The organism is Brevundimonas sp. AVps31 (assembly GCF_058681355.1).
The window spans coordinates 1,865,971-1,891,149 of record NZ_CM178736.1 but is presented as its reverse complement, the minus strand read 5'-3'; the positions used below and the strand labels follow the sequence as shown (position 1 = coordinate 1,891,149).

Here is a 25,179-nt window from a genome sequence, read left to right as displayed (position 1 = left end):
GATGTCGCCCTTCCTGGCCGTCACCTTCGGGTACTGGCTGAGCCTGCTGGCGACGCACGCGCCGACGGGCGGGGACTGGTATGGCTTCGTGCTGGGCTACTGGGAGGTGCTGCGCTGGGCGGTGATCGTCTCGGCGGTGCTGATCCTGATCAGCTCACTCGACGACCTGTTCATCGACATCGCCTACTGGTGGGGCCTGCTGGTGCGGTTCTGCACCTTCTGGGACCGGCCGCCGGCCCAGGCGCTGCTGGCGCGCGAGCCGGAAAAGCTGATCGCCATCATGGTGCCCGCCTGGCAGGAGTCGGACGTCATCGCCAGCATGGTGGCCAACACCAACAACACCTTCGACTACAGCCGCTACCACATCTTCGTCGGCGTCTACGCCAATGACCCGGAGACGCGCCGCGAGGTCGAGAAGGTGCGCCGGCGCTTCCCCAATGTGCACCGGGCCGAGGTGCCGCATGACGGGCCGACGTCCAAGGCCGACTGCCTGAACTGGATCGTGCAGAACATCCTTCTGTACGAGGAGAAGACGGGCCAGAAATTCGGGGCCTTCCTGATGCACGACGCCGAGGACGTGGTGCACCCGTTCGGGCTGAAGACGGTCAACTGGTACGTCGACGAGGCGGCCATGATCCAGATGCCGGTCCTGTCGATGGACCGCAAATGGACCCAGCTGGTCGCCTGTCACTACATGGACGAGTTCGCGGAGTTCCACACCAAGGACCTGCCCGTGCGCTCGGCCCTGGCGCGGATGACGCCCTCGGCGGGGGTGGCCACCGCCTTCCACAGACAGGCCATGCTGGCGCTGGTCCACGAGAAGAACGGCCTGCCCTTCAACACCGACAGCCTGACCGAGGACTATGACGTCGCCCACCGGCTGAGCGCCCTGGGCTATCCGTCCGCCTTCGTGCGCTACCACGCCCGGGTGCCGCGCCAGCGCAAGGCCTGGTTCCGCAAGGGGATGGTCGACATCCAGCGCCGCGAACTGGTCTCGACCAAGGAGTTCTTCCCGCACAAATTCGCCTACAGCGTCCGCCAGAAGGCGCGCTGGACCCTGGGCATCTCGATCATGGGCTGGGCCCAGCTGGGCTGGTTCGGCGGGCTGGTGAACCGCTACTATCTGTTCCGCGACCGCAAGGCCCTGCTGACCGCGCCGGTCGGAATGTTCGGCTATGTGATCGTGATCCAGCTGCTGGGGCTGCTGCTGGTCGAGCGGATCTGGCCGGAGGCGGTCAACCTGCCGCCGGTGATCGACCGGCACTGGGTCTGGGTGCTGGTCACCGCCAACTTCCTGTTCCTGGTCAACCGCATCCTGCACCGCGCCTGGTTCACGGGGCTTAATCACGGCCTGAAGCATGTGCCGCTGACGCCGGTCCGGATCGTGACCTCGAACCTGATCTCGTTCGGCGCCTTCTGGCGGGCCTCGGGCCAGTGGATCGGCCACCTGACGACCGGTCGTCCCATCGCCTGGGACAAGACCCAGCACGCCTATCCGTCGTTGTCCGAGCTGCAGCAGGGCACGGGGCGGCTGGGCGATACGCTCAGGTTCTGGAACCACGTCAGCGAGGCCGACCTGACCACCGCGCTGGAGGCGCAGAAGGCCGGCTATCGTCCCCTTGGCCTGCTGCTGCTCGATCTGGCGGCGGTGGAGGACGACCATCTGGCCGAGGCCTTCGCCGAGCGGGGCGAGACCTACGCCTCCATCTTCGACCCCTTCCAGATTGATCGCGAGGTGCTGAACCTGCTGACGCTGGAAGAGGCCGCGCGCTATGGCGCGGTGCCGCTGCGCCGCAACGGACCCGACCTCGACGTGGCCCTGGCCGAGCCCCTGCCCCCCGCCCTGCGGTCCGCGCTGGAGAAGCGGTTCGGGCAGCAGGGCGTGCGCAGCGTGCGCTTCCTGTTCGCGCCGCTCAGCGACATCGCCTTCGCGATCCGCTTCGCCTGGGGCGAGGATCCCTTCTCCCGCGTGCGCGAGCAGCTGGGGCGGCTGAGGGCGGCGGGTCATCTGGACGCCTCGCGCGAGGCCATGCTGTGGCGTTCGGTCCGGGCGGGCTATGCGCGGCTGGGCGACATCCTGATCCGGCAGGGCCGCATCAGCCACGCCGACCTGCAGACCGCCCTGGCCGCCTCGCGCGCCGACGGCCGATCGCTGGGCGAGACCCTGACCCGGCTGCGCCTGGTGTCCGCCCCCGACATCGAGGCCGCATTGAAGGACCAGCGCAGCGCGCGCTGGCTCAACGAACATCTGGCCGAGGCGCTGCGTCGCGCGCCGGCTGACCATGAACCCGCCTGACCGCCGAGGATATCCCGTGCGCCGTTCCCTTTTCCTCGCCTCCGTCGCCCTCGCCGCCAGCGGCGCCGCCGTGCTGACGCCCGCCGCCGTGCAGGCGCAGACCGTCGCCGCCGCCCCTGACGGCTACGCCGACGCGACCGCCGCCTATGCCGCCATGAGCGCGCGCCGTCCCGCCGACGCCGTGGCGCCCGCCGCCCGCGCGGTCGCCGCCTCGCCCGAAAATCTGGAGTGGCGGCTGCTGCTGGCCGACGCCCTGACCGGGACGGGCGACCACGCCGGAGCCCTGGCCGCGCTGCAGCCGGTGGCGAACAGCTGGGATCACCGGGTGCAGACCCGTCGCGCCGAGGCCGCGCGCCAGACCGGCGACCTGCAGCAGGCGGCCGAGGCCTATGGTCTGGCGGCGCCGCTGGCCCCGACGGCCGACAGCCGGGCCTATCTGACCCGGGCGCGGGCGCAGGCGCTGACGCAGCTGGGCCGTCCCGCGGAGGCGCGCGCCGTGCTGCGCGAGGGCGCCGCCAACGGCATGCTGCCGGGCGAGGCGCCGCTGGACTTCGCCTATGCCGCCGCCGGCGCGGGCGATGACCGGCTGGCCGTGCAGGGCTTCGCCGCCGCCGACCGGGCGGAGCCGCTGAAGGGCGCCCAGGCCCTGGACGCCGCCTATGCGGCCCGTCGCGCCGGTCAGGACGCGGAGGCGATCGTCTGGCTGGAACAGGGCGCCCGCACCCTGCCCGCCGACCAGCTGACGCCGCAGCGCCGCCACGAGATCGGCCGCGAACTGCAGACGCTGGAGCAGCGCTGGGGTGGGACCGCTACCGTCTCGACCGGCCCGGCGGCCAGCGCGACGACGCTGGTCAACGGCGGCGGCGAACAGGTGACCCAGGTCGGGGGCGAGGTCTGGGCCCGCGTCGGCGGCGACAACAACGGCCGCCCCGTGCAGGTCTTCGCCCGCGCCTATCAGACGGTGGACGCCGACAGTGGACCGACCGGCGGCGACACGACCCAGGGCTGGGTCGGCGTTCGCTGGAAGCCGCTGACGGAGACCAATCTGGTCGTCGAGGCCAGCCGCCTGATCGCCATCGGCGACGCCGCGCGCGACGACACCATGCTGCGCGCCGCCTGGTCGGCCGACGTCGGCGGCGACCTGCGTTACGACCGCGACAGCTGGCCATCGGCCAATGTCTATGTCGACGCCGCCCGCCTGATCGAGGACGAACAGACCTACGCCGTCGCCGACGCCAACCTCGGCTGGACCTGGGTCGCCAGCGAAAGCCGCCGCGACACGATCACCGCCGGGGTCGGCCTGCGCGCCGACTACGACAGCCTGCGCGACGAGGAATGGGCCGTCGCCGCCGGCCCGCGCGTCGCCTGGCGCCACTGGATGGACGGCGACGATGTGCGGGCGCCGGGGCGGTATCTGGACCTGTCGCTGGGGTATTACGCGCCGATCGGCGACGGTCCGCGGGATGCGGGGGTGGTGGCGGCGGTGACGGTGGGGTTCTGAGGGTTCCCGCGCCTCAACACTCGAACGCGAAACTAGAACATACCCACAGGTCGCATTCTGCGAACAAAAAAAGAACTTGAAGAGGGCTGCGATATTTGGAAACTAACGTTCGACGAGGAACCACATTATGCCCACGGTCAACTTCTCGAGCTTCTCTTACTACCCAAGCATGCTTTCCTCATATGGAGAGCTCAGCGGGTACAGTCAGCTTTCAGGAGAGGATAAAGCTGCTCTCCTGCCAATAGCGGCCCTAAGCTGGCTGGGCTTTAATGTTTCCTTTGAACAGACAGCGGATCGCCTCAGAGCTTGTTTCGGCGACAACAGCTTTCTGCTCGATCTGGACCATCGTCCTGCCCCACCGCCTTACGAAGCCGTTGATCCACAAGACCCCGACGCACAAGCTCGCCGCTTGGTCGAACAAAGAGCCGCTCAAACAGCATATAATGCTCACTTAGAGCAGGCCTTGTCGGCGACCGATGGTTTCGCGGCTTGGAGGGCTCTTGCCGCGACGTTCCCCAACGCAGTGCCGATCCTCCAGCATCGCGACTTCTCAACAGAGGCCCCCGCCATACTACGTCAGGCCGCGCGGCTTTCAGCGGGCGGGCGTTCAATCGCTATTAGAGTGAGCGAAGAAAATGCGGACGATTCCACGTCAAGCATAGCTCAAATTCTATCCATACTTGAAGCACCAGAACAACTTCTGATCATCTACGACGCAGGCCCAGGGCGACGGTCGATAAACGAGCGCGCTGAGAGAGCCGTCGATTTCATCTCATCCCTGAGCGCTGAACTCGACGTGCAAGACGCAAGTCGCATTGTCTCAGCGCTGATATCCAACTCCTTCACTGCCGCGGTCCTCAACTACGATGAAACTCGCGTCTCGCCCAACCTTGATCGGACGCTCTGGGAGGCTGCACGGGAGTCTTTCCCGTTCATTTACGGCGACTACGCGACGACAGCGCGCACTAATGCCCACTCCGCATACATACCACCGGACTCTAGACCCACAGTTGTTTACCCGCTGACAGGCGGCTGGATTATTTACAGAGGCGAAAACCTAAATGACCCTCAAGGCTGGATTGATGGATCACAGGCAGTCACTGCACACCATGACTACGACGGCCCTGTAACCACTTGGGGCCAAAGCGTCATTGATCAAGCCGCAGGTGGGAATCTCGAGGAGATCAATTCCCCGCGCTTCTGGCGTGCCGCCAAGGTCAATCTTCACATATACCGACAACTTCATCATCCGTCCGCTGAGGGACCGGGTAATGATGTCGATTGGGATGAATTTTCATAACCCCATGACGTTGCCTAAGGATCGTTCGACAGCTCGAACGAAAACGAGGATGACTCATTAAGCCAACGGCAGCCTCCACCGTCGCGCGACGGCTTTGATTCCGCCGAATTTTACCCCCCAGAAGCCTGATAACTTGCTCAAGCTCAGGCACTGACATTGCGTGGACAAGACTCTCCGGTCGTCTCACAGGGTTTCTTTTCGCCCGCCTCAATGTCCTTGGTTTACAGTCTGGCCGAACGACTACAATTCCCCACCAGTCGGGAACAATCGCTGACGCCCTATCGAGATGCGTGTCCGTAGTAACGATATTGACGCGGTCAAACAGCGCGCTGAAGCACTTGATCTGACGAGGGAGGCGCTTCAGCGTATCAAGATCACCTTTAATCTCATAGCCAACAACTTCGCCGTTTATTACAGCAAGATCGGCGCGGCCAGATGGCCGAGGGATCTTAAACTCGTGGACCAAGCCGGTGGGAGAGGTGTGCTTCGCTCTAGCGATCCACTCGCTCAGCACCGATCTGATCTCAGCGTCACGCATAGCTGCCTCCGACTCAAGTACACAGCATGCGAATGGTTAACGCGAGATTCACGCTCAATCCTCATCCATCTTCAGCGCGGCGATAAACGCTTCCTGCGGGATCTCCACCTTGCCGAACTGGCGCATGCGCTTCTTGCCGGCCTTCTGCTTCTCGAGCAGCTTCTTCTTGCGGGTGGCGTCGCCGCCGTAGCATTTGGAGGTGACGTCCTTGCGCAGGGCGCGGACGGTTTCGCGGGCGATGATCTTGCCGCCGATGGCCGCCTGGATCGGGATGACGAACATGTGGGGCGGGATCAGCTCCTTCATCTTCTCGACCATGCCGCGTCCGCGCGTCTCGGCGCGACCGCGGTGGACCAGCATCGACAGGGCGTCGACGGGCTCGGCGTTGACGAGGATGCTCATCTTCACAAGGTCGCCGGTCTTGTAGCCGGTGATCTCGTAGTCGAAGGAGGCATAGCCCTTCGAGATCGACTTCAGGCGATCGTAGAAGTCGAAGACGACCTCGTTCAGCGGCAGCTCATAGACCACCAGGGCGCGGCTGCCGACGTAGGACAGCTCCAGCTGGTTGCCGCGGCGGTCCTGGCACAGCTTGATGACGCTGCCGAGGTAGTCGTCCGGGGTCAGGATGGTCGCCTTGATCCACGGCTCGCTAATCTCGAGGATCTGCATGACGTCCGGCAGGTCGGCCGGGTTGTGCAGGTCGATGGTCGTGCCGTCGCGCTGGGCGATCTTGTAGACGACCGACGGGGCGGTCGCGATCAGGTCGAGATTGAACTCGCGGCTCAGGCGCTCCTGGATGATCTCCAGATGCAGCAGGCCGAGGAAGCCGCAGCGGAAGCCGAAGCCGAGGGCCGCCGAGCTTTCCATCTCGTAGGTGAAGCTGGCGTCGTTCAGGCGCAGGCGGGCGATGGCGGCGCGCAGGTCCTCGAAATCGGCGGCGTCGACCGGGAAGAGGCCGCAGAAGACCACGGACTGAACTTCCTTGAAGCCCTTGAGCGGTTCGGCGGTCGGCTTCTTCTCGTCGGTGATGGTGTCGCCGACGGCGGCGTGGGCGACTTCCTTGATCTGGGCGGTGATGAAGCCGACCTCGCCTGCCGACAACTGGTCGACCGGGGTGTTCTTGGGCAGGAAGACGCCGACTCGGTCGACCAGGTGGGTCGAGCCGTTCTGCATGAATTTCACGCGCTGGCCGGCCTTGAGCACGCCGTCGAAGACGCGGACCAGCAGGACGACGCCGAGATAGGGATCGTACCAGGCGTCGACCAGCATGGCCTTCAGCGGCGCGTCCGGGTCGCCCTTGGGCGGCGGTAGGCGGGTGACGATGGCCTCGAGGACCTCCTCGATGCCGATGCCCGACTTGGCGCTGGCCAGGACGGCCTCGGACGCGTCGATGCCGATGACGTCCTCGATCTGGGCGCGGACGCGCTCGGGCTCGGCGGCGGGCAGGTCGACCTTGTTGAGGACCGGCACGATCTCGTGGTTGTTGTCGATCGCCTGATAGACATTGGCCAGGGTCTGGGCCTCGACGCCCTGCGAGGCGTCGACGACCAGCAGCGAGCCTTCACAGGCGGCCAGCGAGCGCGAGACCTCATAGGCGAAGTCGACGTGGCCGGGGGTGTCCATCAGGTTGAGGACGTAGTCGAGACCGTCCTTGGCCTTGTAGTTCAGGCGCACGGTCTGCGCCTTGATGGTGATCCCCCGCTCCTTTTCGATGTCCATATTGTCCAGGACCTGGGCGGACATTTCACGCGCGGTCAGGCCGCCCGTGAACTGGATCAGCCGGTCGGAGAGCGTGGACTTGCCGTGGTCGATGTGCGCGACGACGGAGAAGTTGCGGATGCGGTCGATGGGAGGGGTCGTCATGGTCCGGCGCGCCTAGCACGGCAGGCGCCAAAGCGCCAACGGAACGCGAGGAAGAGCCGGGTCCGCCACTGATTTCGTGGCGGATTACTTCGAGGTAAGGCGACGCTTTGTCCGTTTCCGAACGCGGGCGAAAACTGTATTCAACGACGGATGACAACCGAACGTCCGCAGGGGCGTTCATTCGCTCGACCGGTGGGCTCCCCTCCCCGCCGTCGCCATGGGGATCAGACTTGTCGCTCAAAATCCGTAGCCGCCGGGTCGGCGCCGCCGCCGTGCTCATGACCGCCGCCCTCGCGCTGGCCGCGTGCGACCATGGCCAGGACAACAAGAAGACCGAGCGCCCCGCCGGTGGCCAGACCGTCAGCGTCGAGACCGCCACGACCCAGAACCTGCCGCAGTCGGTGACCGCCTCGGGCACGGTGACGGCTTGGGAAGAGGTGCCGATCGGCGCCGAGGCCGGCGGACTGGTGGCGACGGCCGTCTATGTCGACGAGGGCGCCTATGTGCGTCAGGGCCAGCCGCTGGTGCAGATGAACACCGCCCTGCTGGAGGCCCAGGTGCGCCAGCAGCAGGCCGGGGTGCAGACCGCCGAGGCCAATGTGGCGCGCGACGACGCGGCCCTGGGCCGGGCGCAGGAGCTGAAGGAGCGCGGCTTCCTGAGCCAGGCGTCGCTGGATACGGCCCTGGCCAACCAGCGCGCCTCGCAAGCCAACCTGGCCTCGGCCCGCGCCTCCCTCGCCGAGACCCGCACCCGCCTGTCGCAGGCCACGATCCGCGCGCCGGTGTCCGGCCAGATCATCAGCCGCAGCGTGACGCGCGGGCAGATCATCGCCGCCGGGACCGAACTGTTCCGCATGGTCCGCGACGGCCGTCTGGAGCTGGACGCCCAGGTGCCTGAAACCGAACTGGCGCTGATCCGCGCCGGCCAGTCGGCCCAGGTGACCTCCAGCCAGGCCGCGCCGACGACCGGCACGGTCCGCATCGTGACCCCCGAAGTGGACGCCGAGACCCGGCTGGGTCTGGCCCGCGTCGCCCTGTCGTCCGGCAGCGCCCTGCGCCCCGGCATGTTCGCCCGCGCCGTCATCGACGTCGGGGCCCAGCCCGCGACCGTCGTGCCCACCTCCGCCATCCTGTACCGCAACAACCGCGCCGGGGTGTTCGTCATGGCGAGCGCCGATACGGTCCGCTTCCAGCCCATCACGGTGCTGAACCGTCAGGCGACCCGGACCTCGGTTTCGGGCGTCACGGCGGGGACGCGGGTCGTGGTCGAGGGGGCGGGCTTCCTCAACGAGGGCGACCGGGTGCGCATCGCCGCCGCCGCCGCCGCCCGTGAGGCCCAGGCCGCCCGGACCGCCGCCCAGTCCGACGCGCGTTAACCGGAACAGACCTCATGAACCAGATTTCCTCCTGGTCGATCCGGAATCCCATCCCGATCATCCTTCTGTTCCTGCTGCTGACGCTGGGCGGGATCGTCGGGTTCGCGGGCATGCGGATCAACAACAACCCCGACGTCGACTTCCCGCTGGTCAACGTCACCGCCGCGCGTCCCGGCTCGGCCCCGGCCGAGATGGAGGTGCAGGTCACCCGCCTGATCGAGGACGCCCTGGCCGGCCTGTCGGGCGTGCGCCACGTCAACTCGACGGTCACCGACGGCGTCTCGACCACCCTGATCGAGTTCGAACTGGGCACGGATACCGACCGCGCGACCAATGACGTGCGCAACGCCATGACCGGCCTGCGCGCCTCGCTGCCGCAGGACATGCAGGAACCGGCGGTGCAGCGCATCGACATCACCGGCGACGCCCTGATCACCTATGTGGTCCGGTCCGAGACCCTGACGCCGGAACAGATCAGCTGGTTCATCGACAATGACGTGTCCCGGGCGCTGCTGGCGCTGGGCGGCGTCGGCGAGGTCAACCGCTCCGGCGGCGTGGATCGCGAGATCCGGGTCGAGCTGGATCCGCAGCGTCTGTCCGCCTACGGCGTGACCGCCGCGCAGGTCAGCCAGGCCCTGAGCAGCGTCAACAACAACCTGCCCGGCGGGCGGGTGACGGTGGGCGGCTCGGAGCGCGCCGTGCGCACCGTCGGCTCGGCCACCTCTGTCCAGCAGTTGCGCGACACCCTGGTGCCGCTGGAGGGCGGGCGGACCGTGCGCCTGAGCGACCTGGGCTCGGTCGAGGACAAGTGGGGCGAGCCGCGCCGCATCGCCCGTTACGATGGACAGGAGGCGGTGACCTTCAACTTCCTGCGCTCGCGCACCGCGAGCGAGGTCAAGGTCGCCGAAAAGGTCCGCGAGGAAGTGGCCCGCATCGACGCGGCCAACCCCAACCTGACCATCCAGCAGGTCACCTCCAGCGTGCAGTATATCGAGGAGAGCTATCTCGCCTCGCTGGAAGCGCTGGCGCTGGGCGCCCTGCTGGCCGTGATCGTGGTCTTCATCTTCCTGAGGGACTGGCGGGCGACGCTGATCGCGGCCGTGGCCATGCCCATGTCCCTGATCCCGACCTTCGCCATCATCGGGCCGATGGACCAGTCGCTGAACGTGGTGACCCTGCTGGCCCTGTCGCTGACCATCGGCATCCTGGTCGATGACGCCATCGTGGAGATCGAGAACATCGTCCGCCACATGCGCGACGGCAAGGCGCCCTATAACGCGGCCATCGAGGCGGCGGACGAGATCGGTCTGGCGGTCGTGGCGACCACCGGCACCATCATCGCCGTGTTCGCGCCCGTGGGCTTCATGCCGGGCATCATCGGGCAGTTCTTCAAGGCCTTCGCCCTGGCGGCCTGTATCTCGGTCTTCTTCTCGCTGGTGGTGGCGCGGACGCTGACGCCGCTGATGGCGGCCTTCATGCTGAAGCACTCGAACCACGAGGACCGCGACCCCTTCTGGATGAACGGTTATCTGAAGGGTCTGCGCTGGTCGCTGTCCAACCGCTGGAAGGTCTTCCTGCTGGGCATCCTCTTCCTCGTCGGCTCGATCGGAATCTCGATCGTGGCCAAGATGTCGTTCGAGTTCATGTCGCCCGCCGACGAAGGCCGCGCCGCCTTCCAGGTGGAGACGCCGCCCGGATCGACCCTGGCCCAGACCGACGCCATCGTGCGTGAAGTGACGCGTCGGCTGGAGGCCCGGCCGGAGGTGACGTCCGTCTATGCCGCCATCGGCGGCCAGGACGTCAACCAGGCCAATGTCTATGCGGACATGGTGGGCAAGGGCGATCGCGACCTGACCCAACAGGCCTTCGCCCGCGAAATGGTCGATGAACTGAAGGCCATTCCCGGCGCCCGCATCCGCGCGGGCATCGCCCAGCAGGGCGGCGGACCGGGCGACGGCACCAGCTACACCTTCTCCATCCTGGGCGATGATCCCGCCACGCTCGACGCCGCGGCCCGCAAGGTCGAGGAGGAGATGCGCGGGGTCGCCGGGCTGGCCAACATCGTCAACAGCGCGGCCATCGCGCGACCGGAAATCGTGGTCACGCCGCGTTCGGACGAAGCGGCTCTGGCCGGGGTCTCGGCCTCCGCGATTTCGCAGGCGGTGCGGGTCGCCACCATCGGCGACGTCGACCAGAACCTGCCCAAATACAATCTGGGCGACCGGCAGATCCCGATCCGCCTGCAGCTGACCGAACAGGCCCGCGAGGACCTGACGGTGATCGAGAACCTGCGCGTGCCGACCTCGAACGGGGGGCAGGTGCCGCTGAGCGCCGTCGCCGACGTCGCCTTCGGCGCCGGCCCGGCCACCGTCAGCCGTCAGGACCGGTCGCGGATCGCCTCGATCACCGCCGAACTGGACGGGATCACCACCGGCGCCGCCGGGACGGCGGTCAACGCCCTGCCTTCGGTCAGGAACCTGCCGGAAGGCGTGCGTCAGGTGCCGGCCGGCGATGCGGAGTTCATCCAGGAGATGATCACCGGCTTCGCCATCGCCTTCATCTCGGGCATCCTGCTGATGTACGCGGTGCTGACGCTGCTGTTCAAAAGCTTCGCCTATCCGATCACCATCATGGCGGCCCTGCCGCTGGCGATCGGCGGCGCCTTCATCGCCCTGGCCGTCGCGGACAAGAATTTCTCCATGTCCGCCCTGATCGGGGTGCTGATGCTGATGGGCATCGCGGCCAAGAACTCCATCCTGCTGGTGGACTACGTCATCATCGCCGAGAAGGAGGGGATGACCCGCCACGAGGCCATTATGGACGCCGCCCACAAGCGGGCGCGGCCCATCCTGATGACCACCTTCGCCATGGGCGCGGGCATGGTGCCGATCGCCATCGGCGTGGGCGCCGACGTGGAGTTCCGCTCGCCCATGGCCGTGGCCGTGCTGGGCGGACTGATCTCCTCGACCTTCCTGTCGCTGCTCTACATCCCCGCGATCTTCACCATCGTGGACGACATCGCGGGCTGGATCCGTCGCCACCTGGGCGGCGGCTTCACGGCGCGGAAGAACGAGGGCGAACGACCGGCGACGGAACCGGTCCCGGCTGTGGACGACCGCTACTAGGCGCATTCCGGTGGGGCGGGTGGCGCTGTGCGCCGCTCGCCCGCCGTCGCTCCCGGCCGGTCAGCCCGCCCAAGCCTCCAGTTCGTCCAGAATCCGCAGCGCCGGATAGTGGCGTTTCAGGGGATATTCGGTCCGGTAGTAGGCGTTCCAGTAGCTGGTCGCTCTGGCCCGTATCGTCCTGAGGGCGACCGGATTCCGGCGGACGAGGTCGGCATAGAGCGCCCTGTCCAACAGCGGCAGGGCCGCGCCGATGTCGTCCACGATCTCGATGACATACTCGCCCAGCAGGCTGAGGACGTAGGGCCCGGCCCACGCTTCGTCGGCGGCGAAGAGGGACCGGACCGCCGCCTGTCGTAGCCGGCCGTCGGTCGAGCGGGAGACAAGACAGGCCGGCGCCAGGGACAGCCTCTCGACCTTCCCCCTGCCCAGCCCGGTGAAATGCAGCCTTCGCGGAAGCGCGATCTCCTGCCCCTCCACGACATACCGCTCGGCGCCCTGTCGGTAGGAATCATCCACGAAGGGCGAAAGGGTCGTGAAGGCCTGTTCCGCCTGCGGCCTCGCGTCGGTGGGGAAGGCGCGACGGGCCGAGGTGATGAAGGGTTCGGGAGCGAAGGCGTCCATGGCCTCGTTATGTGTCAGATCCCGGGACCGCCCAAAACAAAACCGGCCGGGGTTTCCCCCGGCCGGCTGCTCATTTCGCGGTGAGCGAAGCGATCAGTATTTGAAGCGCAGGGTCGCGCCGTAGGTGCGCGGCTGGCCCAGGAAGGCGTTGTAGGTCTGGGTGTCCAGCGCCTGGTTGTAGAAGGTCCCGGGGTTGCTGCCGCCGGCCTGAACGGTCGACTGGAAGGCGGTGCCTTGCAGCGGGCCGTTGTAGCCGACCTGCAGGTACTCCTCGTCGGTGATGTTCTGACCCCAGAACTCCATCGTCCAGCGCTCGTCCTCGGTGCCGACCATGATGCGGCCGTTCACCGTGGTGAAAGCGTCCTGCTGCTTGAAGGGCGAGAGGTCCGAGCCGGTGTTGTATTCCGACATATACTTGCCGGCGAGGCTGAAGCCGGCGCGCAGGCCGCCACCCATGTTGCGCTCGTAGTTGATCGACAGCGAGGCCGAATACTCCGGAGCGAACGAGGGGCGCGAACCCGGCAGCAGCGAGGCCTGCGGGAAGTTGTTCGGATCCACCAGATCGGCGGCGGTGAACTGGCCGTACTGCGCGTCCGTGTAGGTCAGGCCGCCCTGGAAGCTCAGGCCCTCGATGGGCGAGAACCAGACCATGTCGGCGTCGATGCCGCGCGAGGTCAGTTCCGGGATCGGCTCAACCACGAAGCCCACGCCGTTGAAGGTGTTGAGCTGGAAGTTCTCGAACGTCTGGTCGAAGTAGGTGGCGTTCAGCAGCAGTGTGCGGTCCAGCAGCGTCATCTTCACGCCGGCTTCGTAGCTGTCGACGTATTCCGACGGGAAGTAGAGCGACGACACGGGCGTGATGGTGCCGGTGCGGTGCACGCGGTCCAGATTGAAGCCGAAGCTCTTGTACCCGCGAGCGTACGATCCATAGAACATGACCGAGTCGTTCAGGCGGTAGGCCGCCTTGATCGTGCCGGTCAGTTCGCTGTCATCGGCGTCCTGGGCGATGACGCGGTTGTTGAACGCGCTGTTGGCGAACGGCAGGCAGAGGGCGCCGAGGACGCCGCCGACATTGCCCGCGCCGATCGCGCCACCGATGGCGGCGGCGTTCAGCTGGGCCGCCGTACAGGCGGCGCCGTTGGTGCCGACGTTGTCCTGGACGGCGTCGAGCGACTTGTCGTCCATCGTGTAGCGCAGGCCGAGGGTCAGATCGAACTGGTCCGTGACGTGCCAGGTGTTGTTCGTGAAGATCGCGAACGAGGTCGATTCCTGCTCGTAGGAGTCGGCGTAGCCCTGACCCAGGGTGAAGCCCTGCCCGGTCGCGGTGGCGGTCGGGACGACAGCGCCGCCCGGCCCGATGGCGCCGGTGCCGCCGCTGGCGAGACAGCCTTGCAGGCCCGTCGGGCCGGCGGTCTGGCCGGGGCGGGTGAAGCAGCCGACGATGCCGGGGCTGATCGGGATGGCGCCCGCGGTGGCCGCGTTCAGGTTGGCGCTCAGCAGGTAGGAGATGAACGGCGTGTAGTCAGCGCCGAAGTACCAGCTGTCGTGACGCTCGATGGTTTCCTTGGTCGCGAACACGCCGACCAGCCAGTCGAAGCGGTCGTTCTGGCCGGCCAGGCGGAATTCCTGGGTCCAGTTTTCAACGCCGTAGCCGTTTTCGCTGTCCTGCAGGCGGTAGGCGATGTCGGCGCCGGTGTAGTCGATGTCCTGGCCGAGCTCGGTCGACCAGTCACGCCACGAGGTGACCGAGGTCAGGGTCGCGCCGCCGAACAGCGACGGCATGTCGAAATTGGCTTCCAGCGAGAGGCCCTTGTCCTCGATGCTCTGGCCGCTTTCGCGGTTGGCGTAGGCCTGACGCGAGAACGGCAGCGGCGCGAAGCCCGGCGCCGGCGGACGCACGCCCGGGCCGACGGACAGGGCGTCGATGAAGGCCGCGGTCGGACCCGAACGGATCTGGACGCCGGTGCAGCAGTATTCGTCGCGCGTGGTGTAGTCGGCGATCAGGCGGAACGAGGTGTTGTCGTTCGGCAGCCACAGCATCTGGCCGCGGACCGAGCCGAAGTCCTGGTTCTGGTCGTCGGTCTGCGGGCGCGGGCCGTCGCCGATGTTGACGTCATAGAAGCCGTCGCGCACGCGGCGGGCGCCGTACAGGCGGAAGGCCAGGGTGTCGGTGATCGGGCCGGTGATCGAGCCCGAGACGCCCATGGCGCCGTAGTTGCCCACGGTGCCTTCGGCGTTGAAGCCCGGCGTGAACGACGGGGCCTCGGTGATGATGTTGATGACGCCGGCCGAGGTGTTCTTGCCGAACAGGGTGCCTTGCGGACCCTTCAGCACTTCGATGCGGCTCATTTCGCCCAGGTCGCCGAAGCCGACCGAGTTGCGCGAGCGATAGACGCCGTCGATCACGACGCCGACCGAGCTTTCCAGACCGGGGTTGTCGCCGACGGTGCCGACGCCGCGGATACGGGCGGTGGTCGAGGCTTCCGACGAGGTCGAGGTGACCGTCATGCCGGGGGTCAGGATCTGCAGATCCTTGATGTCACGGACGCCCGCGTTTTCCAGGACCTGCGCCGGCAGGCTGGTGACCACGATCGGCACGTCCTGCAGGTTCTGTTCCCGCTTCTGGGCGGTGACGATGATGTCGTCGATGGTGGTCGGGCCGTCCTGAGGCGTGCTCTGGGCCGAGGCGACACCGGCGAAGCCGAAGGCGCAGGCGCCCACGACAGCCGCCGAAACGGTGGTGCGAAGAAGATTGGTAAGGCGCATGCAAGGCTCCCCGACATAAGGCCGGGCTCCGTTCTTCAAACGGCGACCGCGGCGTTTCCTGATCCCTTGGGCCGCGCTCTTACGTGGAACGCGAAACTCCAGTTCCCAATGGGGTAACGCAGGCCGGAGTCACCGACAAGAAGCGCCGTTTGGTCACGCCGCATTTCAACGGTGCGCGAAGCCAAACTGTGACGCAAAAGCGACAGAAACCGATGACGCTACGTCAATATTCGCTCAACTCTGGTGAGTATCCGCGGTCAAATCGGCCAATTTTTTGCGTCTGCCCGCCGCAATTGCGAGAACCGTTGCGCCAGTGATCGCTGATAACATAGACCCGCCGAGCACCCCGATCTTCACCTCGACCTGTTCCGGCGAGTCGATCGCGCCCGGGAAGGCCAGAATACCGATGAACAGGCTCATGGTGAATCCGACGCCGCAGAGAAGACTGACGCCGTAGAGCTCCAGCCAGGTCGCGCCGGTCGGCTTCCGCCCCAGGCCGGTCGCGGAGGCCAGGGCGGCGGCGCCGAAGACCCCCAGCTGTTTGCCGATGAACAGGCCGAACGCGATCCCCAGCACCAGAGGCGCGAACGCCTGATCCAGCGACAGACCGGCGAAGCTGACCCCCGCCTTGGCGAAGGCGAAGAGGGGCAGGATGACGTAGGCGACGTAGGGATGGAGGTCGTGCATCGCCTCCTGCAGCGGGCTCTGGCCGTCGGACCTGCGGTCCTTGACGGGAACGATGGCGGCGAAGGCCACGGCGGTCAGCGAGGTCGACAGGCCGGACAGCACCGTCAGGTACCAGACCAGGCCGAAGCCCAGCACCCAGAAGGGCGCCGGGATCTTCTTCCACTGGCCGACCACCGCCCCGGCGGCCAGCAGGCCGGCGATCCACAGAAGCGGCGCGAACTGCACCCCGCTGGAGAAGAGGACGGCGATCAGGGCGATGGCGCCCAGGTCGTCCACGATGGCGAGGGTCAGAAGGAAGACCCGCAGCGAGGACGGCAGGTTGCGCGCCACCATGGCGAAGACGGCGAGGGCGAAGGCGATGTCGGTCGCCAGCGGGATCGGCCAGCCGCCATGCGGACCGGAGAAGACGCTCGAGAAAGCCAGATAGACCGCCGCCGGGGCGATCATGCCGCCCGCGGCGGCCAGCACCGGCGTGGCCAGTTTGCGCGGATCGCTGAGTTCGCCCCGCAGAATCTCGTATTTGATCTCCAGCCCCACGACGAGGAAGAAGATCGCCATCAGACCTTCCTTGATCCACTCCGAGACCGTCAGCTCCAGCATGACGGGCCCGAGCTGGACCACGTGCTCGCTCTTCAGCCAGCCGAAATAGTCCGCGGCCCACGGCGAGTTGGCGACGAACAGGGCCGCCAGGGCCGCGAAGCCCAGGACCGCGCCGGATCCGGCCTCGGTCTTGAGGAATTGGAGTGTGAGTTTGCGCGCCATACGGCCTCCGGATCAAAGGTCAGTGGCGTCAGGTTATCGACGGACGCCGGACCGGGTTCGCGGGAGGGGCGCCGGCCTGACCCGACGCGCGAGGCGGCGGGCCTGATCTCTGGGGCCAACATACCGCCCCCGTCCGACGGTTCAAGGCGAACCGGACCCGCCAACGGTTGCGCCGGAGCCCTCGAGGCCGCATCTGGCCCCCATGCCCGTCTCCCCCGCCTACCGCCCCGAGCCCCGCTTCTTCGATCTGGGGGACGAGTACGGCGACGCCGTGCGGGCGGCGGACTTCCCGCAGGCGATCCTGCGCTTCCGCAACGACCGGGCGGCGGCGACCGTGGGGCTGGAGACGCTGAGCGACGCGGAGTGGGTCGACCACTTCGCCCGCTTCCCCCCCCTGCCCGGCCAGCCGGGGCCGGTGGCGATGCGCTATCACGGCCACCAGTTCCGCACCTACAATCCCGACCTCGGCGACGGGCGCGGCTTCCTGGCGGCGCAGCTGAGGGAAGTTCTTCAGGGTCCGGCCGCGAGCGACAGCCCCCTCACCGGCCGCCTTCTCGACCTCGGCACCAAGGGGTCGGGCACGACGCCTTGGTCGCGCACGGCGGACGGGCGGCTGACGCTGAAGGGCGGGGTGCGCGAGGTGCTGGCGGCGGAGATGCTGGAGGCGCAGGGCGTGCCGACCAGCCGCGCCTTCAGCCTGATCGAGACGGGCGAGGAACTGGAGCGGGGGGACGAGCCCTCCCCGACCCGCTCGGCGGTGCTGGTGCGGCTGTCGCACAGCCACATCCGCTTCGGCACCTTCCAGCGCGCGGCCTGGTTCGGGCGGGCCGACATGATCGAGACCCTGGTGGAGCACGCGCGGTCGCTTTACCACCCGCAGGTCGCAGTGGGCGACACGCCGGGCTTCCTCGCCGCCGTGGTCGCGGCCTCGGCCCGGCTGGCGGCGCGATGGGTGGCCGCTGGCTTCGTCCACGGCGTGCTGAACACCGACAATCTGAACGTCACGGGCGAGAGCTTCGACTACGGCCCCTGGCGGTTCCTGCCGTCCTATGAGCCGGGCTTCACGGCCGCCTATTTCGACCACAGCGGCCTCTATGCCTTCGCGCGTCAGCCGGAGGCGGTGTTCTGGGCGCTGACCCAGCTGGGCGGCGCGCTGAAGCTGGCGGCGGACGCGGGCGCCCTGACCGAGGCCCTGAACGGCTTCGGCCCGGCCTATATCCGGGAGCTGCGCACCGCCTTCCTGGATCGGCTTGGGGTGAAGAGCCTGGGGGAGGCGGCGGATCAGCGGCTGCTGGACACCACCCTGGCCCTGCTGCGCGAGACGGGCGAGGCGGCGCGGTGGGAGCCTCTGTTCCACGACTGGTTCGGCGGCTTCGCCTCGTCGGCGCGGGCGCTGGCGGGGCCGCGCGCGAAGCTATGGCAGGGCAAGGCCTTCGACACCTTCCGCTTCGCCCTGTTCGAGCACGAGCCCGACCGGCCCGAGCGGCTGGAAAGCCCGGTCTTCGCGCGGCCCGAGCCGGAAGAAATGCTGATCGATGAGGTCGAGGCGATCTGGGCCGCCATCGCCGAGGCGGACGACTGGGCGCCCTTCCACGACAAGCTGGCGCGGCTGGATGCGGTGCGAGCCGCCCGCGCCTGACCTTACGAAAGTTTCATATCGTTTATCGACAATTTCCTTGATTGATAATCGATGTTTCCATATCGACTATCGACATGGCCGCGCGAGGCGGCAGGAGGTAGCCAGATGAAGCTCATCGGTCGTCGATCCGTCGCCAGCGGGGTTCGCTGGATACTGGGGTTCGTGAACATCTTCGTCATGATCGGGGTCATCGGCTCCGCCGTCGGCTTCATGGTCTCTCTGATCGCCCCGGAAGCCGCCGCCGGGTTCATCGATGGACTGGCGCGGGAAACCACGGGCGAGACCGGCATCCTGTTGTCCCAGAGGCTGGTGTACGCCGGCGCCTTCGTGGCGACCCTCAGCACCTGGTGGATCCTGAACCGGCTGCGGCGGATCTTCCTGGCGGTCAATCAGGGGGACGCCTTCGAGCGCGCCAATGTCGGACGGCTGCAGGGCATCGGCCTGGGCCTGATCGGCGTCCAGCTGAGCGCGCTGGTCCTGGCCCTGACCGTTCCCGAGGGGATGCCGGGCGACGCCGACTACACCTTCGATCTCGGATCGTGGCTGGGCATCCTGATCGTCTTCATGCTGGCCGAGGTGTTCCGGCAGGGCGCGTCCATCCGTGACGACCAGCAGATGACGGTCTGAGGGAGGCCCGGATGTCCATCACCGTTCAACTGGATCGCCTGCTTCTCGACCGCCGCATGTCCCTGACCGAACTGAGCGACCGGGTCGGGGTGACCGTGGCCAATCTGTCGATCCTCAAGACCGGCAAGGCCCGCGCCGTCCGCTTCAGCACCCTCGATGCGCTGTGCCGCGAACTGGACTGTCAGCCGGGCGAACTCCTGGCCTCCGACGACAGTCCGCAGGGCCCGGCGTCCGAAGCCTGGGACGCCTGACGACGCCGCCGGAAAGCGTGCTTGTCATGATGTAAAAGACGCTTGACTGAACGGCTCGGCGGTGTAAAACAGCCTTGTCACAACGACAGGGAGCCTTGACATGACCACCTCGACGTCTCCGGCCACGACCCGGTGGACCCCAAAGCGGGGCGAGATCGCCGTCCTGCTTCTGGCCATGGTCGCCATCGTGTCGGACATGCCCGAGCCCGTCCCCTTCTGGCCGACACCCTGGGGGCATGCGCCCTCGGTCGGCACGGTGCTGCTGATCGCCGCCATCCTTCTGGCCTTCAGCCGGTTTGGGCGCGACCTCTGGGAGACGGCCAAATGACCGAACTTCATCCGCTCAAGGCCATGCGCCTTGAGCAGAAACTGACCCAGGCGGAACTGGCCGATCGCCTCGGCGTGTCCCTGCGGACCCTGAGGGCGATGGAGCAGGGCTTCTATGACCCCTCCATCACCCTCGCCTTCAGGGCCGCCCGGGCGCTGAACCGGCCTGTGGAAGACCTCTTCCGCCTCTGAGCCCCGGCTCCAACCTCACCACAAGGAACACGACCATGACCACCAGCACCGCTCTGGGGCGCGCCGCCTCATGCCTGGAACGCTTCGCCGCCGGCCTGTGCCTGACCCTCGTTGCCGCCGCCTTCTTCTCGGCCGCCGAGGCGCAGGTCAGCGTCTCGCACCCGGTCCCGGCGCCGGCGGGAATCTAGCAGACCTGACACCCGGTGTACGGCTGCTGACAGTCTGTTGGCAGGAGGGTGGCGGTAGAGAGCCGGGGTCGGCGCCCAGCCCGCCCCTCCTGTTTCCGGACCCGCCATGACCTGCCCGTCCAACCCGCGCCACGACGCTCTTAACCCCGCCGAAACGCCGTTCACATTACAACGATTTATAGATACGGCCACGCTTTGGCCGCGGGGTGGCGTCACAGGGAAGTCACGGATGGTTACACCCGCTTTGCGCCCCCTTGCGGAACGGCGTGGACGATCCGATCTCGCCACTGTTGCAAATAACAAGAGCGCCCACCGGGCGTCATCGAAAATGACTTCTCAGACCCTTACCCCGACCCCCGCCCGCTCGCGGCTGAACGCCAGCTACCGGAACCTGACCCTGTGGACCCTGCAGGGCTGGATCGCGATGTTCTTCATCGCGGCCGGCTACGCCAAGCTCAGCGAGCCCATGGCCAATCTGATCGACCTCATGAAGTGGCCGGCGTTGATGCCGGAAAACTTCGTGCGCGGCCTCGGCGTCGCCGAGATCGTGCTGGCCGTGCTGGTGCTGGCGCCGCTGGCGTCTTGGAAGCATGGCCGCCCGCTGCTGGTCGTCGCCGCATCGGGCCTGCTGCTGCTGGAGATCGCCATGCTGGCGATCCACGCCACCGGCCTGAACGCCGGCCCGGCGATCACCAACGCCATCCTGATCGCCATGACCGCGCCGGTCCTGTGGATGCGGGCGCGCGAGGTTCGCTGAACCTCGAGGCAGTAGGCAGATAGGCATTAGGCAGCAGGGCCGCGGCGGAAACGCTGCGGCCCTTTCGCTTGAGCGCGGGTCGCCCGACCTGCTGCCTGCTGCCTGCTGCCCCGGCCCAAAACCTTCCCTTTACGTCCGCGTCAAGTTCGGGATAGAACTTCGGCATGGCGACCGCCGACGATCACCGCACCTATTCCATCCGTCAGCTGTGCCGCGAGTTCAGCGCGACGGCGCGCGCCCTGCGCTTCTATGAGGACAAGGGCCTGCTGAATCCGGCGCGCAAGGGCCAGACCCGGGTCTATGACGCCCGCGACCGCGCCCGGCTGAAACTGATCCTGCGCGGGCGTCGCATCGGCTTCAGCCTGCAGGAAATCCAGTCGATGCTGGATCTGTACGATCGCAAGGATCACAACGCCCATCAGATGGCCGTGGCCCTGCGCCAGCACCGCGCGCAGATCGCGACCCTGAAACAGCAACTCGAAGACATCGAAGGCGCTATCGGCACGGCGGAAGAAGCCTGCCGCTGGATGGAGGAGAAGCTGGGCGAATACCGTCCCGATCTTCTGCCCGGCGCCGACGAGTATGCGAGCCTGATGAAGGCCCGCCTGAACACCGAACACCATCACCCGCCCTTCAAAGCGAGAGCCTGAGCCGCATGGCCTACAAAGCCCCCGTCCGCGACCTGACGTTCATCCTGAACGAGGTTCTGGAAATCGACCGCTACACCAACCAGCCCGGCTTCCAGGACGTGTCCTCCGAGCTGGCGCAGCAGATCCTCGAGGAAGCGGGCCGCTTCTCGGACGAGGTCATCGCCCCGATCAACCACTCGGGCGACAAGGAAGGCTGCACCTGGGCCGAGGGCGGCGTCGTCACCACGCCCAAGGGCTGGAAGGAAGCCTATCACCAGATGGTCGAGGCCGGCTGGCCTTCGCTGACCGCTGACCCCGCCTATGGCGGTCAGGGCATGCCCTCGATCATCGGTTCGGCCGTGGGCCAGTTCACCGCCGGCGCTTCGGCGGCCTTCTCGATGTATCCCGGCCTGACGGCGGGCGCCCATGCGGGCATCCACGCCAACGCCTCGGACGAGATCAAGGCCAAGTATCTGCCGAAGATGACGTCGGGCGAATGGACCGGCACCATGAACCTGACCGAGCCGCAGTGCGGCACCGATCTGGGCATGGTCCGCACCAAGGCCGTGCCGAACGGCGACGGCAGCTATTCGATCACCGGCCAGAAGATCTGGATCTCGGCCGGCGAGCACGACTTCGCCGACAACATCATCCACACCGTGCTGGCCCGCGTCGAAGGCGCGGTCCCGGGCATCAAGGGCCTGTCCCTGTTCGTGGTGCCGAAATTCCTCGTCAACGAGGACGGCTCGCTGGGTGAGCGCAACAACCTCGAATGCGCCGGCCTCGAGCACAAGATGGGCATCCACGGCAACGCGACCGCCGTCATGCAGTACGACGGCGCCAAGGGCTGGCTGATCGGCGAGGAAGGCCGGGGCATGAACAACATGTTCGTGGTCATGAACGAAGCCCGCCTCGGCACCGGCCTGCAGGGCCTGGCCATCGGCGCCGCCGCCTATCAGGCCGCCGTCGAGTTCGCCAAGGACCGCCTGCAGGGCCGCTCGCTGACCGGACCGAAGAACCCGGACGGCCCGGCCGATCCGATCATCGTCCACCCCGACGTGCGCCGCATGCTGCTGGAGGCCCGCGCCTTCGTCGAAGGCGGCCAGGCCTTCATCCTGTGGACCGCGCTGCAGGCCGACCTCGAGAAGTCCGAGGACGAAGCCGTCGCCCAGAAGGCCAAGGACTATATGGGTCTGCTGACCCCGGTGCTGAAAGCCTATCTGACCGACAAGGGCTTCCACGCCGCCTCGCTGGCCATGCAGGTCCATGGAGGTTCGGGCTACACCGAGCATTTCCAGGCCAGCCAGTACCTGCGTGATGCGCGCATCACCATGATCTACGAAGGCACCAACGGCATCCAGGCGCTGGATCTGGTGGGCCGCAAGCTGCCGTCGGCCGGCGGTCGCGCGATCATGAGCTGGTTCGGCGACATCGACGCCTTCGTCACGGAGCACGGCGGCGAGAGCGCGGTGAAGCCTTTCATCGACGGTCTGGCCGACGCCAAGAAGAAGCTGCAGGACGGCACCATGTGGCTGATGCAGAACGGCATGGCCAACCCGGACAACGCCGGCGCCGCCTCGACCGACTATCTGAACCTGTTCGGCATCACCGCCCTGGCCTATGTTTGGGCCCAGATGGCGATCGCCGCCCAGAAGCAGATCGACGCCGGGTCGAGCGACCCCTTCTACGTCTCCAAGCTGCAGACCGGCCGCTACTTCGTCGAACGCATCCTGCCCGACGCGGGCGCGCACCTGACCAAGATGAAGACCGGCGCCGACGTCCTGATGGCGATGCCGGCGGACGCGTTCTGAGACCTGTCTCCTCCCTGTTCGCGCAGCGAATGGGGAGGTGGCGCGGCGCGGATATGCGCCGTGACGGAGGGGTTCTTTCCGTCACCAGAAATCTGAGCGGTGGTCCAGAACCCCTCCACCGCTTCGCGGTCCCCCTCCCCACGGAGTGGGGAGGAGACATCAGATGAACGTCCTCAACAGCCCCGACCCCGCCTTCATGCAGGACGAGGAGATCACCCTCTTCTCCGACAGCGTCGGCAAATGGATCGACGAGCACGCGCCGCTGGAGAAGGTCCAGTCGTGGATCGCCAACAGCTCCGTGCCGCGTCAGCTGTGGAACGACGCGGGCGACGCGGGCCTGCTGGGCCTGTCGATGCCGGAAGAGGACGGCGGCTTCGGCGGCGACTACCGCCACGAAGTCGTGCTGATGCGCCAGCTGGGCTGGAAGGGCGCCGATCACTTCGGCATCTCGCTGCACAATGCGATCGTCATGCCCTACGTCTGGCATTACGGCACGGCCGAGCAGAAGGCGCGCTGGCTGCCGCGTCTGGTCTCGGGCGAACTGGTCGGCGCCATCGCCATGACCGAGCCGGGCGCGGGCTCCGACCTGCAAGGGGTCAAGACCACCGCCATCAAGCAAGGCGACCACTACGTCCTGAACGGCTCCAAGACCTTCATCACCAACGGCCAGCTGGCGAATTTCATCATCGTCGTGGCCAAGACCGACCCGGCCGAGGGCGCCAAGGGCACCTCGCTGATCGTGGTCGAGACCGACGGCGCGGAAGGTTTCGAGCGCGGCCGGAACCTGCACAAGATCGGCATGGAGGGGAACGACACCTCCGAGCTGTTCTTCAACGACGTGAAGGTCCCCGCCGAGAACATCATCGGCGGGACCGAGGGCCAGGGCTTCATCCACCTGATGCAGCAACTGCCGCAGGAGCGGCTGAACATCGCCGTCCAGGGCGTCGCCGCCGCCGAGCGCGGGCTGCAGGAGACGCTGGCTTACGTGAAAGAGCGCAAGGCCTTCGGCAAGCGGATCCTCGACTTCCAGAACACCCAGTTCAAACTTGCGGAAGTGAAGACCAAGCTGACCGTCGCCAAGGTCTTCGTCGACCACTGCATGGGCCTGCACCTCGAGGGCAAGCTGGACGCCGCGACCGCCTCGATGGCCAAATACTGGGTCACCGACATCCAGGGCGAGGTCATCGACGAGATGCTGCAGCTGCACGGCGGCTACGGCTATATGAACGAGTACCCGATCGCCCAGCTGTACAAGGACGCCCGCGTCCAGCGTATCTACGGCGGCACCAACGAGATCATGAAACTGCTGATCGCGCGGACGCTCTAGGGCTCGCGGGTCAGCAGGAAGAAGAAGGGCGCGGGGGTCAGGCGCAGGTCCATGAGGCCCAGCACCCGCGTCTCGTCCACCCGCCGGAAATGGTCGATGATCGGCAGGTCGTCATAGACCATGGCCGCCGACGCCTGACCGGCCCACTCGACGCTCCGCAGCCGCGCCTTGGGCGCGCGGGTGGCGAGCAGGGGCAGGACCGCCCTGAACAGGCCCCGCGCCGCGTCGGTCCGCGCGATCCGCGGCAGGGACAGGGCCAGCCCCAGCGGCAGCTTGCCGGGATCCAGCGCCAGCACCCGATCCTCCCGATCGAACAGCAGCGGATCGACCGTGTCGGCGTCCGTGAACCGCTTCCCGCGCCAGCCGTACAGCGCCAGCAGACCGTCCAGCGGATGGCCGGTGGGCAGTTCGGATCCTCGCCAGCTGCCGATCATGTCGGTGAGCGTGACCGGAGGCTGGCGCTCAAAGGCGCCCACCGCGGTGTCGGCGCTCCAGCCCTCTTCAGCCCAGGTCTTCAGCCACGGCATGTTGGTCTCCGGTCAGTAATGCAGGGACGCGGAACGCACCGGCGAGGGCGATGATCCTGCCTTGACACT

The 25,179-nt window shown here is 67.1% G+C and carries 21 protein-coding genes; 15 read left to right on the top strand and 6 right to left on the bottom strand.

Annotation, left to right across the window (positions count from 1 at the left end; genetic code table 11):
* Position 1 precedes the first annotated feature (1 nt).
* The 3 genes from ACW174_RS09095 (at position 2) to ACW174_RS09085 (ending at position 5,097) form a co-directional block, all read left to right on the top strand.
* Positions 2–2,296, top strand: coding sequence for a glycosyl transferase family protein (locus ACW174_RS09095; RefSeq protein ID WP_492014110.1), 2,295 nt, complete (start codon positions 2–4; stop codon positions 2,294–2,296).
* A gap of 16 nt (positions 2,297–2,312) precedes the next feature.
* Entirely contained in the window at positions 2,313–3,797 is a 1,485-nt protein-coding gene (locus tag ACW174_RS09090) for an NfrA family protein (protein ID WP_492014109.1), read from the top strand.
* Positions 3,798–3,924: 127 nt separating this feature from the next.
* Positions 3,925–5,097, top strand: a complete 1,173-nt coding sequence (locus ACW174_RS09085; RefSeq protein WP_492014108.1) for a beta family protein — start codon at positions 3,925–3,927, stop codon at positions 5,095–5,097.
* Here ACW174_RS09085 and ACW174_RS09080 read toward each other — a convergent pair.
* Both ACW174_RS09080 and lepA read right to left on the bottom strand, forming a co-directional pair.
* A complete protein-coding gene (locus ACW174_RS09080) occupies positions 5,015–5,635 on the bottom strand; it encodes a sce7726 family protein (RefSeq protein WP_492014107.1) in 621 nt (206 codons plus the stop codon). The two genes, ACW174_RS09085 and ACW174_RS09080, sit on opposite strands and share 83 nt — an antisense overlap.
* 54 nt (positions 5,636–5,689) lie before the next feature.
* Complete coding sequence (gene lepA / locus ACW174_RS09075) at positions 5,690–7,498, bottom strand: translation elongation factor 4 (RefSeq protein WP_492014106.1); 1,809 nt, start codon at positions 7,496–7,498, stop codon at positions 5,690–5,692.
* A gap of 230 nt (positions 7,499–7,728) precedes the next feature.
* Between lepA and ACW174_RS09070 the strand changes: the two genes are divergently transcribed.
* Together ACW174_RS09070 and ACW174_RS09065 are read left to right on the top strand one after the other, a co-directional pair.
* Entirely contained in the window at positions 7,729–8,874 is a 1,146-nt protein-coding gene (locus tag ACW174_RS09070) for an efflux RND transporter periplasmic adaptor subunit (protein ID WP_492014105.1), read from the top strand.
* 14 nt (positions 8,875–8,888) lie between these two features.
* Entirely contained in the window at positions 8,889–11,999 is a 3,111-nt protein-coding gene (locus tag ACW174_RS09065) for an efflux RND transporter permease subunit (protein ID WP_492014104.1), read from the top strand.
* Positions 12,000–12,059: 60 nt separating this feature from the next.
* Here the strand turns inward: ACW174_RS09065 and ACW174_RS09060 are convergent, their stop codons facing one another.
* From ACW174_RS09060 to nhaA, 3 genes are all read right to left on the bottom strand, one after another.
* Positions 12,060–12,620, bottom strand: coding sequence for a hypothetical protein (locus tag ACW174_RS09060; protein WP_492014103.1), 561 nt, complete (start codon positions 12,618–12,620; stop codon positions 12,060–12,062).
* Between the two features lie 93 nt (positions 12,621–12,713).
* Positions 12,714–15,386 carry a TonB-dependent receptor gene (locus ACW174_RS09055; protein ID WP_492014102.1) on the bottom strand — a complete coding sequence of 891 codons (2,673 nt, stop codon included), beginning with the start codon at positions 15,384–15,386 and terminating at the stop codon, positions 12,714–12,716.
* 234 nt (positions 15,387–15,620) lie between these two features.
* On the bottom strand, positions 15,621–16,835 hold the full coding sequence (gene nhaA, locus ACW174_RS09050; protein WP_492014101.1) for a Na+/H+ antiporter NhaA: 1,215 nt from the start codon (positions 16,833–16,835) through the stop codon (positions 15,621–15,623).
* 202 nt (positions 16,836–17,037) lie between these two features.
* On the opposite strand from nhaA, the gene ACW174_RS09045 reads away from it, so the two are divergent.
* From ACW174_RS09045 to ACW174_RS09000, 10 genes are all read left to right on the top strand, one after another.
* Positions 17,038–18,474: a protein adenylyltransferase SelO family protein gene (locus ACW174_RS09045; RefSeq protein ID WP_492014100.1), complete on the top strand. Its 1,437-nt coding sequence runs from the start codon at positions 17,038–17,040 to the stop codon at positions 18,472–18,474.
* Positions 18,475–18,579: 105 nt separating this feature from the next.
* Positions 18,580–19,101, top strand: a complete 522-nt coding sequence (locus tag ACW174_RS09040; protein ID WP_492014099.1) for a DUF2975 domain-containing protein — start codon at positions 18,580–18,582, stop codon at positions 19,099–19,101.
* An 11-nt stretch (positions 19,102–19,112) separates the two neighbouring features.
* Complete coding sequence (locus ACW174_RS09035; protein ID WP_492014098.1) at positions 19,113–19,352, top strand: helix-turn-helix domain-containing protein; 240 nt, start codon at positions 19,113–19,115, stop codon at positions 19,350–19,352.
* A gap of 100 nt (positions 19,353–19,452) precedes the next feature.
* The gene (locus tag ACW174_RS09030; protein WP_492014097.1) at positions 19,453–19,680 is read left to right on the top strand and encodes a hypothetical protein; all 228 of its coding nucleotides are present in this window, start codon (positions 19,453–19,455) and stop codon (positions 19,678–19,680) included.
* A complete protein-coding gene (locus ACW174_RS09025) occupies positions 19,677–19,871 on the top strand; it encodes a helix-turn-helix transcriptional regulator (RefSeq protein ID WP_492014096.1) in 195 nt (64 codons plus the stop codon). The genes ACW174_RS09030 and ACW174_RS09025 overlap by 4 nt, the downstream gene beginning before the upstream one ends.
* A gap of 35 nt (positions 19,872–19,906) precedes the next feature.
* A complete protein-coding gene (locus tag ACW174_RS09020; protein ID WP_492014095.1) occupies positions 19,907–20,059 on the top strand; it encodes a hypothetical protein in 153 nt (50 codons plus the stop codon).
* A gap of 328 nt (positions 20,060–20,387) precedes the next feature.
* Entirely contained in the window at positions 20,388–20,816 is a 429-nt protein-coding gene (locus ACW174_RS09015) for a DoxX family protein (RefSeq protein WP_492014094.1), read from the top strand.
* A gap of 164 nt (positions 20,817–20,980) precedes the next feature.
* Positions 20,981–21,466 (top strand): MerR family transcriptional regulator, encoded by a 486-nt coding sequence (locus ACW174_RS09010; RefSeq protein ID WP_492014093.1) that lies wholly within the window; start codon positions 20,981–20,983, stop codon positions 21,464–21,466.
* Between the two features lie 5 nt (positions 21,467–21,471).
* A complete protein-coding gene (locus ACW174_RS09005; protein ID WP_492014092.1) occupies positions 21,472–23,256 on the top strand; it encodes an acyl-CoA dehydrogenase C-terminal domain-containing protein in 1,785 nt (594 codons plus the stop codon).
* Between the two features lie 163 nt (positions 23,257–23,419).
* On the top strand, positions 23,420–24,583 hold the full coding sequence (locus ACW174_RS09000) for an acyl-CoA dehydrogenase family protein (RefSeq protein ID WP_492014091.1): 1,164 nt from the start codon (positions 23,420–23,422) through the stop codon (positions 24,581–24,583).
* Here ACW174_RS09000 and ACW174_RS08995 read toward each other — a convergent pair.
* On the bottom strand, positions 24,580–25,110 hold the full coding sequence (locus ACW174_RS08995; protein WP_492014090.1) for a DUF4334 domain-containing protein: 531 nt from the start codon (positions 25,108–25,110) through the stop codon (positions 24,580–24,582). The two genes, ACW174_RS09000 and ACW174_RS08995, sit on opposite strands and share 4 nt — an antisense overlap.
* Positions 25,111–25,179: the final 69 nt, after the last annotated feature.